This is a genomic window from Lacibacter luteus, from assembly GCF_004118265.1.
Taxonomy (GTDB): domain Bacteria; phylum Bacteroidota; class Bacteroidia; order Chitinophagales; family Chitinophagaceae; genus Lacibacter; species Lacibacter luteus.
Map to the genome: position 1 here is coordinate 173048 of NZ_SDHW01000001.1, position 15357 is coordinate 188404.

The 15357-nt window shown below is 39.2% G+C and carries 9 protein-coding genes; 4 read left to right on the top strand and 5 right to left on the bottom strand.

The annotated features are described in order from the left end of the window. Positions 1 to 179: 179 nt before the first annotated feature. The 3 genes from ESA94_RS00735 (at position 180) to ESA94_RS00745 (ending at position 5899) form a co-directional block, all read left to right on the top strand. Positions 180 to 4313, top strand: a complete 4134-nt coding sequence (locus tag ESA94_RS00735) for a hybrid sensor histidine kinase/response regulator transcription factor (RefSeq protein WP_129128949.1) — start codon at positions 180 to 182, stop codon at positions 4311 to 4313. A gap of 141 nt (positions 4314 to 4454) precedes the next feature. Next, complete coding sequence (locus ESA94_RS00740) at positions 4455 to 5531, top strand: SMP-30/gluconolactonase/LRE family protein (RefSeq protein WP_129128950.1); 1077 nt, start codon at positions 4455 to 4457, stop codon at positions 5529 to 5531. A 32-nt stretch (positions 5532 to 5563) separates the two neighbouring features. Continuing rightward, a complete protein-coding gene (locus tag ESA94_RS00745) occupies positions 5564 to 5899 on the top strand; it encodes a hypothetical protein (protein ID WP_129128951.1) in 336 nt (111 codons plus the stop codon). A 107-nt stretch (positions 5900 to 6006) separates the two neighbouring features. Here ESA94_RS00745 and ESA94_RS00750 read toward each other — a convergent pair whose 3' ends face one another. The 5 genes from ESA94_RS00750 to ESA94_RS00770 all read right to left on the bottom strand — a co-directional run bounded on the left by ESA94_RS00750 (position 6007) and on the right by ESA94_RS00770 (position 11916). Further along, positions 6007 to 7284, bottom strand: a complete 1278-nt coding sequence (locus tag ESA94_RS00750; RefSeq protein WP_129128952.1) for a mandelate racemase/muconate lactonizing enzyme family protein — start codon at positions 7282 to 7284, stop codon at positions 6007 to 6009. Positions 7285 to 7324: 40 nt separating this feature from the next. Beyond that, a complete protein-coding gene (locus tag ESA94_RS00755) occupies positions 7325 to 8269 on the bottom strand; it encodes an RraA family protein (RefSeq protein WP_129128953.1) in 945 nt (314 codons plus the stop codon). Positions 8270 to 8312: 43 nt separating this feature from the next. After that, a complete protein-coding gene (locus ESA94_RS00760; RefSeq protein WP_129128954.1) occupies positions 8313 to 9398 on the bottom strand; it encodes a bile acid:sodium symporter family protein in 1086 nt (361 codons plus the stop codon). Between the two features lie 102 nt (positions 9399 to 9500). Continuing rightward, entirely contained in the window at positions 9501 to 11018 is a 1518-nt protein-coding gene (locus tag ESA94_RS00765; protein WP_129128955.1) for a gluconokinase, read from the bottom strand. 10 nt (positions 11019 to 11028) lie between these two features. Continuing rightward, a complete protein-coding gene (locus ESA94_RS00770; protein ID WP_129128956.1) occupies positions 11029 to 11916 on the bottom strand; it encodes an AraC family transcriptional regulator in 888 nt (295 codons plus the stop codon). 218 nt (positions 11917 to 12134) lie between these two features. Here ESA94_RS00770 and ESA94_RS00775 point away from each other — a divergent pair, with 218 nt between their 5' ends. Next, positions 12135 to 15356 (top strand): SusC/RagA family TonB-linked outer membrane protein, encoded by a 3222-nt coding sequence (locus tag ESA94_RS00775; RefSeq protein ID WP_129128957.1) that lies wholly within the window; start codon positions 12135 to 12137, stop codon positions 15354 to 15356. Position 15357: the final 1 nt, after the last annotated feature.

Below are 15357 nucleotides of genomic sequence, written 5' to 3' on the forward strand. Positions count from 1 at the left end.
TTCTGATGCCAAGCAGCGTTTAGAAAAAACTGAAACTCTACTTGTCAAATCGGGAAAAGAAAACAAATCCAGTACTGTTTTACCGTGAGAAAGATTGAATAATCGATTGTTATTTAATGATACCCCGGGGAGTGAAGAAGTGCTTTTGATATTACTTTAAAAATTACCTGCAGCCACAAATGTCAATTAATAAACCCCTCCTGTTTTTCTGCGCCTGTTTATTTACCAGGCTGTTTCAGGCAACTGCGCAAGAGGATATTAATTTTACCTCGCTGACTACTAAAGACGGGCTGTCTTCAAATAATGTAAATGCGATCATAAAAGACCGGTACGGGTTTATGTGGTTTGCAACCGATGATGGTTTAGACCGTTTCGATGGTGCCAACTTTAAGGTTTACCGCAACAAACCGGCTGATCCATCAAGCTTACAGGCTAATGAAATTTTATCACTTCATGAAGATGGAGAAGGAAATTTATGGGTGGGAACAAGTGGCGGTTCATTAAGCCTGTATAATCGAAAGAAGGACGCTTTTACCAGTTTTACTTCCAGACCCGACGAAAATTCAATCCGTAATAATGTGATTATGAATCTTTGTACGGATTTTTCGGGGAGATTGTGGATCGGTCATTTTGATGGCGTCAGTATCATGGATAAAAAAACGCAACGTATTACTGACTTCAAACCAGATAACCGATCAAGATTCAACAAAACATGCAATGCGCTTTTTGAAGATAGCAAGCATAGAATGTGGATTGGAACAAGTGAAGGGTTATACCTATATATAAAAGAAACAAACAATTTTACCCGTTTCAGCTATTCGGCAAATGATCCTGCAAGTTTAAGCAGCAATCATGTGCAAACAATTAAGGAAGATAAGTATGGCACCATTTGGATTGGCACTGCTGATGGCTTAAATATGTTGGACTGGATCAATAAAAAATTTGTGCGGTTTAAGCACACACAGGGCAACAGTCAAACATTAAACAGCAACATTATTTCTTCAATAGCCGTTGATGCTGCCAATAAACTGTGGATCGCTACATCGGAGGGAATGAACATACTTGATCCTGAAACAAAAAAGATCACCGGTTATAATTTTAATCCCCGCAATACCAATGGCCTGTCGAGCAACAGTATTCGTTATGTGTACCTGGCTGATGATGGTATTTGCTGGCTCGGAACACTTTTGGGTGGCGTTAATAAATATGATAAGAACCTTACGCTTTTTAATTTGGTTCAAAGTAATCCATTCGATAAACAAGGGTTGAATGCGCCAATTGTTACTTCCTTTGCAGAAGCAAAAGACAACAAAGTTTTTGTAGGTACTGACGACGGTGGGCTTAGTTTATTTGACCCTGCAACGAAATTGTTTCAGCAAATCAATCTCAAGTCAAGACGTACAGGAAGCAATAACCTAACGATCATGACCCTGACAATGACAAGAAATAATCAATTACTGATCGGTACGTTTGGTGATGGATTATTTGCTTACGATCAATCGTCGGGAAGATACGAACAACTGCTGCAGGGAGAAAAGATAACTGATATCAATTCGAACTATATCTACAGCATTAAAGAAGACAGAAAAGGAAACAGGTGGGTTGGTACAAACGGGAACGGTATTCTAATTCTGGATAATAACAACAAAGTAACAGCCAGGTTAACTCCCAACCCAACTTTAGCTAACGAAATTAAATTACCGATCAATGGATATATACGTGATCTTGTTGAAGCAAAAAATGGCGATATCTGGATCGCAACACATGGCGGAGGAATTGCAATTTATAATCCTGCGTCGGGAAAGTTTACCATTTACACAACACAGAACAGCAAATTGCCTAACGACAAAGTGTTGACATTACTGGAAGACAGGTATGGAAATATTTGGGCCGGTACGTTTGGAGGCGGCTTAGCGTTATTTGACCGCAAAACAAACCAATTCATTACTTATTCAGAAAAAGAAGGACTTACCAATAATAATGTTTATAAGATAATTGAAGACAATGACGGGCTGCTCTGGATAAGCACTAATAAAGGCCTGAGCAGTTTTGATACACAAAGCAAAAAAATCAATAACTACAACTATCACAACGGCATTCAGCATAATACATTTATTCTTGGATCTGGTCTGCGTTTACGAAACGGAGATCTGTTTTTTGGAGGACACGAAGGTTTCAACTATTTCAATCCTGCGAATCTCAAAAAGAATAAAACTATACCACCCGTTATTATAACAGATCTTAAAATTTCCAACAGATCAGTAGTGCCATCAGAAGATGGACCTATAGAAGAAAACATAACTACAGCAAGCGAAATAAACCTTGACTACAAACAAAACTTTGCTCTTTCCTTTGTAGGCTTAAATTATACTGCCCCTGAACAAAACCAATATGAATATAAACTGGAAGGATTTGATAAGGATTGGATCAACATTGGTAACGTCTCAACCGTATCGTATACCAATATTTCTCCCGGCAATTATGTGTTTAGGGTAAGAGCAAGTAATAATAACGGCGTATGGAATACAAAAGGAACATCAATAAAGATCTATGTTCGTCCTCCCTTTTGGCGAACCATTTATGCCTATATCTTTTATACGCTGCTTATTGCTGGTACATTAATTTATTTCCGGCACAGAGGAATTGAAAAAATAAGGAGCAAGTTTATGCTTGAGCAGGAAAGTTTTCGTGCAGAGCAGGAACGAAAAGAAGCGAAGCGTATACATGAACTGGATCAACTTAAACTTAAGTTTTTAACTAATCTAAGTCACGAATTCCGCACACCGATATCGTTGATATTAGGTCCTGTTGATACATTACTTTCAAAAGAAAATCAAAATGGATCAAAAGACCAGCTTGGAATAATAAAACGTAATGGCCGGCGGTTGCTGAACCTTGTAAACCAGTTGCTCGATTTCAGAAAAATGGAAGAGCAGGAATTAAAATTGCAACCCAAAGATGGCGACCTGATCTTGTTTGTAAAAGAGGTATTCGATTCTTTTCTTGATCTTTCTGAACGAAAAAAAATCAAATACAGGTTTAGCAGTAACGCAGAAAAATTTTATACAAGCTTTGATCATGACAAAATAGAGCGTATCCTTTTTAACCTGTTGTCGAATGCATTTAAGTTTACCACTACCGGCGGAGAGATAACGCTTGTAATAGAAAAAAAAGAAACCGACCTCATTACAAACCAAACCTCGTTTTCCATTGAAGTAAAAGATTCCGGCATTGGTATCCCTGCCGATAAGAAAGAAGCAATTTTCGAACGCTTCTTTCAGCATCCAACAGCAGCATCCATCCTTAACCAGGGTTCGGGTATTGGACTTTCGATTACAAAAGAATTTGTAAAAATGCATGATGGTTCTATTACAGTTGAAAGTGAAGAAGAAGTTGGCAGCACATTTACTGTTCATCTTCCGTTGAAAGAAGCAGCATTGGCTTCCGAAATAACCCCAATTGCTGTGCAACTAAACGAAGCAGTTGCTGAAACTGAAAACCAACTAGAACCTGAAGATGATATAAACCTTGAAGATAATAGCGGAGAAACATTCGCAACGATATTACTCGTTGAAGACAATGATGATTTCAGATTCTATTTGAAAGACAATCTTCGTCAGCGATACAAAGTTATTGAAGCTGCAAACGGATTGGAAGGCTGGCAAAAAGCATTGGCACAACATCCTGACCTGATCGTGAGCGACATCAGCATGCCGCATATGGATGGAGTTGAACTTTGTACAAAAATTAGACATGATAAGCGCACAGGTCATATTCCTGTTATCCTTTTAACTGCATTAACCGAAGAACATGAGCAGATACGTGGATTAAAAACAGGCGCAAACGATTACATTATCAAGCCATTTAATTCAGAGGTGCTCCATGCAAAAATTAAAAACCTTCTTCAGCTAAATGATACTTTAAAGAATACCTACAGTAAGCGTGTAGATATTCTTTCGCCAGAGATTGCAATTGAATCGGCTTCTGATAAACTTCTTCTTTCCATTACAAAGTATATTGAAGACAACCTCACAGACACTCAATTATCGGTAGAGAATCTCAGCAAGCATGTTGGAATGAGCAGAAGTACTTTATACAGTAAGCTACTTGAATTAACCGGCAAAACGCCTGTTGAATTTATCCGCTCTGTTAAGCTTGATAAAGCAGCGCAATTGCTGGAAAAAAGTGATCTGACAATTGCTGAAGTGGCCTACTCGGTTGGATTTTCTACACCCAATTATTTTGCCAAATCATTTAAAGCGAAATTCAATTTGCTTCCATCAGAATACTTACAAAGGATGAGAAAGTCGTAGTCACACTGTTGTTTAAAATTCTCCACTGGATTCTATTGGTAGTTTTTGCTTTTGGGAAACAATACTTTTCGTTTCAATTCAGAATTCTGCATTGGCAACGGATGTTGCAGACTTTATTTTAAATCTAAAATTGTTTGTTGTATGAAAAAGAAAACATTCTTTCTCCTGGGAGTGTTATGCACGCTCGTTTTTCTTTCCTGTACCAAAAACATGATCTATGCTGAAAATGAAAACAATGATCTTAAAGAAGTACAATCTTCTGTTTTTGAAAGCAAGGTTTTTCCTGCCACTACTTTTTTTGATCCCACTGGTCTTATTTCTGCAAGCCAGCACGGTGTGTTAGACACTGTTCAAAAAGGATTTCGTTTTACCGAAGGTCCAGCTGTTGATAAAAACGGTAATGTGTTTTTTACTGATCAGCCCAATGATAAAATTTACAAATGGACTGCATCTACCGGGCAGATCTCTACGTTTTTAACCGGTACAGGCCGTGCTAATGGAATGGCTTTTGACAAAGATGGCTATCTCATTGCTTGTGCAGATATGCATGGAGAACTTTGGAAGATAGCTCCGGATGGCTCTCACACCGTATTAGTAAATAACTACAATGGCAAACTGTTAAATGGCCCCAATGATATATGGATCAACCCCAAAGATGGAGGCATTTATATTACCGACCCTATATTTCCAAGAGATTACTGGGATGCATCTGATCCACGCAAACAAAATTGGGAACCCACACACTCTGAGCAGGCCGCAACAGGCAAAGGAGGTCATGTTTATTACCTCGCTCCAGGTAGCAACACATTGGTTAGGGTAACAACAATGGCGGGTTGGAATGCCGATATATGGCCTAACGGCATCACAGGAACTCCTGATGGTAAAAAACTGTATGTGAACAATTGGACATACGATGGTTCTGGGCAAATCAAAGTTTTTGATATCAATGCTAATGGTACACTTTCTAACATGCAGACATTGGTTAACAATTTAAATTTCTGTGATGGCATGTCGCTTGATGAACGTGGAAACATTTATGTAAGTGGCGGTCCGGGATTAAATGCTTATGATAAAAAAGGCAACAAGATATTAACGATTCCCGGTGGTGGAGGTACAAACAATGTTTTTGCAGGGGCAAATAACAAAATACTATTCATGACTAGTCCGGACAGGATTACTTCAGTAAAAATGAACGTTAAGGGCGTAGAGAAATTTTAAATTATTTATTTCACACTAAAATATATGTTTATATGAAATTCATTTTTTGTGTATTGTTCTTATTAGGTGGTTTCAATGTTTTTGCTCAAAATGCTATTGACGGTAAATGGAAAGGCACCCGTGAAACACCTAACGGCACGTTTGAAGTTGAGTACACGTTTAAGGTTGAAGGCAAAGTGGTTACCGGCATTTGGAAAACACAATTCGGCGAATCTAAACTTGAGGAAGGGAAAATAGATGGGAAAAAGTTTTCTTTCACTATTTCCTTTAATGAAAACAAATTGAGCAGCACTGCAGAACTTGTAAGTGAAAATGAAATACTGATAAAAAATGACAGAGGAGAAATGAAACTTACAAGAGTTAAATAAGCAATGGCTATTGAAAAGAAAACATCAATAAGCGTACTGATCTTTGTAATAAAAAATCCTGCAGTAATTTCACATGCTGCAGGATTACAATAAAAATTCCGGATCATTTATTCAAAAATTGGCACGCCGGGTATCGCATACTTTTTCACTCCTTCTTCATTTACATCAACACCTATTCCCGGTTTTTCTGAAACAGTAATGAATCCATCTTTTACCCATTCGCCATCATATTTTATAATGTCCTTCCACTTTTGCTCAGTATGGAAATAAGCTTGCCATTCAAGTATCATAAAGTTAGGTACCGATGCGCAAACATGACAGGTGGCCATGCATCCAAGAAAGGAAGCTACCATGTGTGGCGAAAACGGTTTGTAATATAAATTGGCAAGATTGGCAATACGTTGTCCTTCTCCCAAACCTCCGCATTTTTGCAAATCGGGCATTACAATATCTACAGCTCCAATTTCCAATGCTCTTCTGAAACCATAAGCCAGGTAATTGTTTTCACCGTAACAGATCGGAATGCTGGTTGATTCTGTAAGCGATTTATAAATATCAACATTTTCTGTTGGCATTGGTTCTTCCAGCCACATCAAATTATATTTCTCTAAACGCTGAGCAACAGCTTGTGCCGTTACATAATCATACCTTCCATGCATATCAATGCAGATGTCAACCTTTGGTCCCACTGCTTCTCTTGCTGCCGCAACCTGCTCTTCCATACGTATTAACTCACCGGGGCTCATCGTCCAGTTATAACGATCATATTTATTTGGATCATTCGCCTCATCTATATCGTACTTAATAGCAGTAAAACCCATGCTTACTCCTTTTTTTCCTGCATCTACATATTCTTTAACCGGTGGATTTCTGATTGCATAAAAAACAGTATCGTAATATACCCTGATCTTATCCCTAAACTTTCCGCCTAACAAACGATACACGGGTACACCCAGTGCTTTGCCTGCAAGATCCCAAAGAGCAATTTCGATAGCAGACAAAACTGCTATGTACATTCCGGCTTGTGCTCCCTGGAAAATTCCTTGCTTGCGTATATCTTCAAATATGCGGTTAACATCCAACGGATTTCTACCCTTTAGACGAATACCAAAATTTTTAACGAGATGATAAGTGCCTGGTATAGCATCAACACCTTCTCCATAACCTACTAAACCCTGGTTAGTGGTTATTTTAATATACATCCTGTTATTCGGCAAATATGCAGGCGTTACATTTTCTATTTTCAGATCGGAAGGAGCTGATGATTTTGATGTTTTCTCAATAGCATCTTCCATTGGTTTGCCAAATGACGCAAGTGGTGCTAGTGGCGCCATGGCTGCAGCTACAGCAGCTTTTGTTATAAATGATCTTCTTGAATTTGACATTGTATGATTTTTTTCTATGGTGATAGTTTGATTATTGATCTTACCAGGTACGATCTTTCAAATATTCTTGAATCTGTGCTTTGCCTACCGGCAATTCATTGATGTGATCATTCAGCCACTTTGAAAAATCACGTTCAATTTCATCAGTCCATCTTGCATCAATTTGTCCGGCGGTATATTTCCCCTCACGCAAACGCTGATGACCAAACATATCTCTCAACCTTACAATCTCTGAAGTTGTAACAACACGTTCTGCAAGGTGTGGAGGAATAAAAACAACAACTCCTAATTTGCCGAGCACCACATCACCCGGCATAACTGTAACCGTTCGAATACGTGTCGGATGATTAATGCCAACGATCATTGTAGTCAAATCACCGGGAGGATTATGATAAGAAGGATCATAGCTTGTATAAAAAGAGGTAAAGCCCGGGATATCTTTTAGTCCTTCAACATCACGCAAAGCGCCATCATACACAATTCCGTTTCCGGTTTTTGCATAGATCGCATTACCAACATTATCACCAATGGTGGGACCGTTCTTTTGTGCACCAAACTGATCGGCCACATATACATCGCCTTTTACAAGTATGTCAACAGCCCAGGTATTTTGTCCACGTTTGCCTGCTTTTTTTCCAACCGAATCAATTGCTTTCCAAACATCGGGCCGGCCAGGCATAAACGTTGCTGTTACAGCACGACCAACTAAAACACTATCTGGATGAATGAGCTGCCAGCCTTCTGCAATTTGATAGGCATAGCCAGCGTTTTTCATTACAGCCCATGCTTCTTCCACACTTACATTTTTCATTCGCTGTAATATCTGATCAGGAACTTTTGGCCGACCGTCAGGAAAACGCTCACCTGTCCAAAGTGGCGTTAATGCAATCAGTTGTTCTTTGCTGATTTGTACTTCCTGGCCTAGCAATGGTTGAAGCAATAAAAAAAAACACAACGCAAGCAAGCCGTTTTTAAATTTTATCATGGCGATTATTTTTATTGAGTGACCTGGTTTAATTCTTTTTCATTTATTTTTCTACGGGTGGGCGATTATGCCACCAGCTGGCCAATGCCGACCCTGTTATATTCATGAGTGGCCCAAACACAGCGGCGGCTAACCCGATGGTTGAAATTTTTCCAAGCTCTTTTGCAATGCCGGATGCAAGTCCCGCATTTTGCATACCTACTTCAATGGCAATGGTTCTGCAATCTCTTTCGCTCATGTTGAATAAACGTCCACTCCAGTAGCCTAACAGGTATCCAAATGTGTTGTGTGCTATTGCAACAACAGTTAAGAGCAATCCAATCTTTAACAGGTTATCCCTTCCCGAGGCAACAATAATTGTAACAATAGCTGTAATAGCAAACATTGAGATCAACGGCATGGCTTTATCAAGCCATTGAATTTTTCCTTTCAGCAGTTTGTTGAAGATTAATCCCGCACCAATTGGCAGGATGATCATTTTAAAAATATCCCACATCATCTTCAATACATCTATTTCAATTAAGGCTCCTGCAAATAATTTCATTAGTAATGGTGTAACAAATGGAGCAATTAATGTAGTGATGGATGTAATGGTGATCGATAACGCAAGATTGGCTTTTGATAAATAGGCCATTACGTTTGAAGCCAATCCGCTTGGTGAACATCCAATCAAAATAATACCTGCAGCTATTTCGGAAGGAAAGTTTGTTACATTGGATAATATAAAACCAAGCGACGGCATAATAATAAACTGGCTTGCAACACCTATCACAACTCCTTTTGGCGATTTTACAACTGCTGCAAAATCGTTCACACTCATTGACGACCCCATTCCAAACATCAGCAATTGAATAAATGGAATAATGGTACTGCTTAATGAAAAATTACCCCAGTTGGTAAAATATTCAGGGTGCCACATAGCCAATACAACTGAAGCCAAAATGATAGCAGTAAACGAAAGCCCTTTTAATAATGGAATGCCTCTGAAAACAAATGCAAGACTTAAAAAAAATAATGCCAGGGACCATCCTGCCAGGGTTATATTGTTCGTCAGCCAAAGTACAATCGTTAATGTTGCAAGTACGACAGCAATTGCAGAATAAAGAACTGGTTTCCTTTTACGCTCCATTTTTATTTTATTCTTTTATCAGTGATATGAGATTTTTAATTCCTGATTGAGTGTATTTATTAATTTGCTAATTGGCAACAATCGACTTACGATGAAATGATCTTACTCATGTTGCAGCGCTGCAATGTCAGCAAATTCACTCGCCAGCTTTGTACTTAACCTTTCGAATATTTTGAAGTACTTCAAATACGTTTTGTTGTTTTGTTTATCTGGTGTAGCGAGGTCGGGCAATACAACCGATTTAGCAGCTTCATCAAGCGATTTATAAATTCCCATCTCTGTTGCACTTAATAAGTAAGCGCCATAACTCACACTGTGATACTGTTGTCGTAAACGAACTGGTTTGTTATAAATATCAGCAACCATTTGGGTAAAGAAGGGCAAGGTTCCAAAACTACCATTGATCGAAAGGCTGTTAATGGTTCTGTGTTCTTCCAATGTTTTTCCAATGCTATAGAGCTCGTATAAAATACCTTCAATGGTTGCTCTTACAAAATGTGATTTTTCATGTTTGATATTTAAACCGAAATAAACTCCACGTGCATTGGCATTCCAGATAGGAGCACGTTCGCCTAACAGGTATGGAAGAAACAATAACCCATCTGAACCTGCCGGCACTTTCGATGCTTCATTGATCAACTCCAGCATTGTATGTTCAATGTCGAATGGATTTTTAAAATCCCCGAACTGTCGTGTGAACCATTCGAAGATGACGCCACCGTTATTCGTTGGGCCACCTGATACATATTTATTTTCCGTAAGCAGGTAATTAAAAAATCGTTGCTTATCATCCTGCATTACTTTATCACTCACAACTCTTACAGCGCCACTATCTTCAACAGTAATAGTTGCCACTCCTTCTCCGGTAACACCATCACCAAGAACCGCCATGCATCCATCACTTGACCCTGCCAGTATGATTGTATCGGCCGATAGACCCAATGAAGCCTGGTATGCTTTATTTAATTTGCCAACCTTTGTATCTACGGGTACTAATTCAGGTAACATGGCTGCAGTAATTCCTGCAAACTTTAATGACTCTGCCTCCCACTTAATTTTATGGATATTCAACAAGCCGGTTGCTGAAGCAATACTGTAATCAATTACATATTCCCCGGTAAGCTGTTGCAGTATATATGCTTTAAGCGATAAAAATTTACTTACCTGCTTGAACTTTTCATTTTCCTGGTTTTTGATCCACGCAATTTTTGTAAGCGGCGACATGGGATGAAGCGGGGTACCTGTTGCGTTGTAAATACTTTTTCCAAGTGATGAGCTTTTCAGTTCTGCTGCTTCTTTATTCGCCCTGTTATCGGCCCAGATAATTGCATGCCCCATTGGATTCCCACGCTTATCAACCGCCAGCACGCTGTGCATCGATGAACTGAAACAAATACACCTCACTTTAATTTTCTTTGGATGCAATACATCATTCAGGAGATTTTTTAATACATACAGCATGGTAATAAAAATCTGGTCGGCATCCTGCTCACTGTAATCAGGCTCGCTGTGAAACGTAGGGCAATATCCTTTCAGCGACCCGATGATATTTCCGTTGAGATCAAATGCATAAACTCTTACTGCATTCGTGCCGAGTTCTATGGTGATGATACATTCCATTTGATATAAATTAGTTTGTTCCCAAATGATTTTTTCTGAATTGACTGGGTGTATAGCCGGTTAGTTTTTTAAATGTTGTTGAAAAATGCTGCGATGAATAAAAGCCGGTGTCCAAAGCAATGTCCGTTAAGCTTATATCGGGCATCTTCAATAATTTAATTGCTTCTGATATTCGGATATTGATAAGATAGTTCAACGGCGAAAAGCCCGAGTAGCTTTTTACTTTTTCGTTGAACAGTGTTGTACCTAAGCCAACCAATGCAGCCATTTCTTCCACCGTCCATTGATGCGACAAATTCTGACGTAGCTCCTGCTCCAGTTTCATAAATGTTTTGGGGAAATCACGACCGGGATTCAACATTCTTGTAAACTGCCTGCACAGTTGTATCAGTATCTCATCGATTAAATGATTTACTCTCGTTTGAAATCCTAACTCCTGTTTAAATAACTCAGTTTGTATTGACTTGAGTATAACACCTGCATCTGTAAATTTTTGCAGAACGGGTGATTGATCGGTTTGCAGTATTTTATCAATTGCATAGCTTTCTACCTGCGTTAAACTGCTCCATGCCCCTGGCTCCAGCTCGCCTTTTTCGTTTTTACTTATTTCTAAACATATCCAAGAAAAACTCCCTATCTCCAGTACTGCACTTTCATTTCCAAATTCAACACCTGGTAATACTAATGCAACGTCTCCGGGAAAAAGTGTGAAACGTCTTTCATTGATACTCCATTCAAATTTTCCCTCTTGTATATAGTATAATCTTAATGAACGCTCTGCAGATAAAGGAAAGCCGTTGAGACGAATTGCCGTATTTTTAATTGCACCTATTTCTATAATGTGAGGAAATAAGCGCAACTCAGAAGCAGTGGTATGGCTAAGCACAAATTGATTCATGTGTAATACTGTACAACTCTGTTCGATGCAATCGTACCTGTTACGGCAGTATGTTATAAAGAAAATGAATTTATCCCAGCTGCATTTATAAAATTCAACGAAGTTTTTTAATGGAAGTTTTTGCCTGCAGCTGTAAATACTTTAGCGTACGATTATAAGACCCTGTAAGTTATTTTAATTTACCAGGTTACTCATCACTTAACCAAAACGATTGCATTATGAAGGAAAATCTCCAACCCGGATTTAAAACGGGTTTGATCAGACTACTTTTCTCACTCTTCCTCCTCACTTTTTTTACTGCTGCAAATGCGCAAACAGTTACAGGTACTGTGCTCGACGAGGAAAATAAACCCGTTAACGGAGCCACCGTTGCAGTAAAAGGCACAAACAAAGCAACTGTTACAAATGCTTCAGGCAATTTTAGTATTGCTGCTGCAGGAAACGACGTGCTTGTATTCAGCTCTATTGGATTTTCAAAACTGGAAGTGCCTGTAGATGGCAGAGCCACTGTTTCTGTTACATTGGCCAAGAGCGAAACCAATATGGAAGAAGTAGTAGTGATCGCATTGGGCGAAAGAAGAGCTGCAAAAAAGCTGGGTTATTCCACAACATCAGTTAATACAGATGAAATGGTAAGACAGCGAACTACAAATCTTGGTGAATCACTTGTGGGCAAGGTTGCGGGCTTAAATATTACACCACCTGCTGCAGGTGCTGGTGCGAGTAACCAGATCCGTTTGCGTGGACAGGTTGGTTTTGCAGGAGCTAACAACGCCCCACTTTTAGTTGTGAATGGTCTTCCTCTAGATCAAGAAGCAAGAAACAACGAAGGAAACAATCCATCACGTGACCGTGGTGATAACCTGGCAAATATTAACCCTGATGATATTGAGAGTATGACCGTATTAAAAGGAGCAGCCGCTGCGGCTATTTATGGTTCAAGAGCTGCTGCTGGCGCTATTATCATCACCACAAAATCAGGTCAAAAAAATCAAGGTATTGGTGTTGATTTTACATCGAGCTATACCAGTTCGCAGGCTTTGAATTTTATGGATGAGATCGTTCAAACGCAATATGGCCAGGGGCAAGGTGGTGTAAAGTTTACAACCGCTGCACAGATCCAAGGTAATGGTCAGTGGGGATGGGGTGCTAAATTAGATGGACAACCAACCATCAATTTCGATGGTAAAATGCGTCCCTACTCTGCTCATCCTTTCCAGTTGTTTGACTATTTACGAACAGGAACAAATCTTACCAATACGCTTGGGTTATCAGGTGGCGGAACTAATGGAAGTTTCAGAACATCACTCTCTACAACAAGCGCAAAAGGTATTGTTCCGGGCAATGAATATAAAAGAAGGATCTTCAATATCGGCGTGAATCAAACCATTGCAAAAAAACTTCGGTTACAGGTAAACGTTAACTATGCTGATGAAGATTATATTAACCCTCCGCAAATAGGTACACAAGGTGATGGTGCCGTCAATTTCTTTAACAGGATGCCCATTTCTGTTCCTATTGAAGCTTATCGTGATAATGCAAAAGATCCTGCTACCAATGCAGAATGGAGAACAAGCGGATTCCAGGGAACAGTGAACAATCCATACTTTGCTTTGCAATACGGACAAAAATATAAGGAAGACAGAAACCGTCTTCTCGGTACAACTACTTTACGATACAACATCACTGATTGGTTGTATGCACAGGGAAGATTTAACTACGATCGTGGCGATAATTTCATGGAATCTTACACATTGAATGGTCAGGGCGCCAACACTACTATTGCTACTACTACTCCTACTGTTACATACAGAGGTGCGTATAATCTCAGCCAAACAACAACAACAAACATAAATGCTGATTTCCTGGTTGGTGCCAACCACGAATTTGGTAAGTTTTCTGTTGATGCAAGCTTTGGTGGCAACACATTACGTTCAGAATGGAAGAACATGGTGCAAAGTGCCACTAACTTTACTGTTCCTGATCTTTATTCATACCGCAACGGTACTGTGAAAGGTGCAGGTGATGGTTTTAACTACAGCCAGCAACGTGTGAATTCACTTTATGGTGTGCTCGAGTTAGGTTACAACGGGCTTTTATACATCAATGGTACAGCAAGAAATGATTGGTTTTCGATCCTCAATCCTGAAAACAACAGTAAGTTCTACTCATCTGTATCAGGAAGTTTTGTTTTCTCCCAGCTCCTAAAAAATGTGAACTGGTTATCATTTGGTAAACTAAGAGCTTCATGGGCACAGGTGGGTAGTGTAGCTTCGGTAAATCCTTATGATGGTGTGCTTACTTATGGACTTGGTGCAAACCTGTTTAATGGACAAACCACCGCAAGCATTAACGGAACCGGCGCTCCAAACCCATTATTACAGCCGTTCACAGTAACAGAAAAAGAATTAGGTCTTGAATTAAGATTGTTTAAGAACAGGTTGATGTTAGATGTTGCAGCATTTGATAAAGTAACAACTGAACAAATCATTGATGTTAATCTTTCTACTGCATCGGGCTATAATACTTCCAAACAAAATGCAGCTTCATTAAAGAACAGTGGTTTGGAAACAATGATTGAATATAAAGCGGTACAAGGCAAAAATTTCAACTGGACCACTTCCTGGAACAACGCATTTCTTAAAACAAAAGTGTTGAATGTTGGTAATCCCAGCGGAACAATTCTTCTGCTTTATTTTAATGGAACAGGTAATGAATTCCTTGGAGAAATAAGGTACACAGAAGGTTTAGCTATGAATCAACTGTACACAAGAACGTATAGAAGAAATGCCAATGGCGATATCCTGATAGGTAACGATGGCCGTCCTCTGGCATCAAATACAAATCCCAAAGGTATTACTACTGGTTTTGTTCCTGTAGGCAGTGCAATCCCTAAGTTCACCGGAGGGTGGAACAATACGTTCTCCTATAAGAATCTTAGCCTCGGTGTTCATGTCGATTATAAATTCGGCGGTACCGTATTATCATCTACACTGTTGAACATGACAAGGCAAGGTCATAGCAAGTTGTCTTTAACTGGTCGTGAAGGTGGTTATGTATTCCCTGGTGTTAACGTTAACACCGGACAACCCAACACTGTTGTGGTTACTGTTGCAGCTAATGGTTTACAAAATTTATGGACAGGTTACAGAAATGATCAGATAGGTGATCCATTTACATTCAAGTCAGATTTTGTAAAACTCAGAAACATTTCTTTAGCATATAATTTCACCAGTCTTATTGGTAAAGTATCGGCATTGAAATTCGTAAAAGGATTATCTCTGTCTGCTTCCTGCCGCAACGTGGCAATTCTTTACAAAGATCTGCCTGGTCTTGATCCTGAAGCTATCCAATCATCTGGTGATATCAGGGCTGGTTATGAGAATTCATCATTACCAACAACACGCAATTACAATCTTACTTTAAATGTTAAATTCTAAC